Annotated in this window: 2 protein-coding genes; both read right to left on the bottom strand. The window is 35.7% G+C overall.

Going from position 1 to position 1,171, the window contains the following annotated elements; all coding sequences use genetic code 11:
• Positions 1 to 327 precede the first annotated feature (327 nt).
• On the bottom strand, positions 328 to 726 hold the full coding sequence (locus H532_RS19060) for a hypothetical protein (protein WP_038112617.1): 399 nt from the start codon (positions 724 to 726) through the stop codon (positions 328 to 330).
• Between the two features lie 18 nt (positions 727 to 744).
• Positions 745 to 1,171 (bottom strand): hypothetical protein (locus H532_RS20555; RefSeq protein ID WP_038112615.1); only part of this gene is annotated, 427 nt, incomplete at its 5' end.

Here is a 1,171-nt window from a genome sequence, read left to right as displayed (position 1 = left end):
CTGAAAACCAATAAAAAAGAGTGGTACCTTCACCAACATGTTTTGGTGGGTACCACTCTTTTCAATTTAGCCTACTGGGTTTTGTCCCAGCCTCTCGGAAACTGTCGAAACTCTAAAAATTTATTCCGGCTATATTCTTAATTTTACACTCGGCTGTACCAATTCAGTAGATCCTGTGAAATTTTCTAATCGAATCTATAAAACAAAAAGCACCACGCTCAAATGAGAGGCCGGTGCTTTTAATAAATTTTGTTTAAACTTCTCGTAAAAATAGATCATAAGATTGTTTATTGTTCACGATTTAAATGAAAAACTCATTACCAATAATCATTTATTTATGTTATTCCATTTAATTCCGTCAGGATTACCCGCCATATAGCCTCCTCCAGCATCTAATGGACGGTCAATGTGAGTGTTTCCATCGCCATCACGGTAGTACCCTTCAACTAAAGTACCGTCACTCTTTATATAAGAATGGACATAATGTGGTTTAACAAAGTGAGTATTATTTAAATTTGCATGAAATGGTTCAAATTGAAATTGATGCACATGGCTTAACGGATCTTGGTACTGTAAGATGTCATTTGAATAACTTCCCGATGTCAAATCCACCTGTGACATCAACGGAGCATTGGGATCATTATTTAAAAATTCGGTTGATTGGTTAAAATGGTGGTTAAAATCATCAGAAAATTGAGTTGGATCGTGGTAACCATTATCACTCATAATAGAACTCCTTTCATATTAAATAGTTTGTAAATACTCTTCAACTAATCCCCTCAGTTGATCAAGTTCATTTTGGAACTTGTCATTCCGAACGACTTCCTGATTTCTTTTTTCAAACTCCATTGTTATCTGACTCTTAAGAGAACCAATCAAGCGTGTAAACTCATCCAATGATTGAGCCTCAATTTCTCCAATAAATTGGTGGATATAATGGTCAAGTGCATTTTGGAATTCATCTATCACATTATGGATATGTTGGCGCATCATAACTATTAGTTCAGGTTTAATTTTTTCCAAATGACTTTCCGAAAGCTTTTGATTTAAAAATGGTAGCCCAACTAAACCGACAATTGGAACGAGAAAAGGCGCTCCTACCGCCATAATTAACGCGCTGGCTCCGCCGACAACTAAACCAGTTTTTACTGCTGTATTGCTATTATAATTA

Origin of the sequence: Tuberibacillus calidus DSM 17572 (assembly GCF_000430685.1) — a bacterium.
GTDB lineage: Bacteria > Bacillota > Bacilli > Bacillales > Sporolactobacillaceae > Tuberibacillus > Tuberibacillus calidus.
The sequence above is the reverse complement of the archived record's forward strand: the minus strand, read 5'-3'. Positions and strand labels throughout refer to the sequence as shown.

Coding starts and splice junctions, on each gene's coding strand:
- H532_RS19060 (WP_038112617.1), bottom strand. CDS start 726: ATGAGTGATAATGGTTACCACGATCCAACTCAATTTTCTGATGATTTT.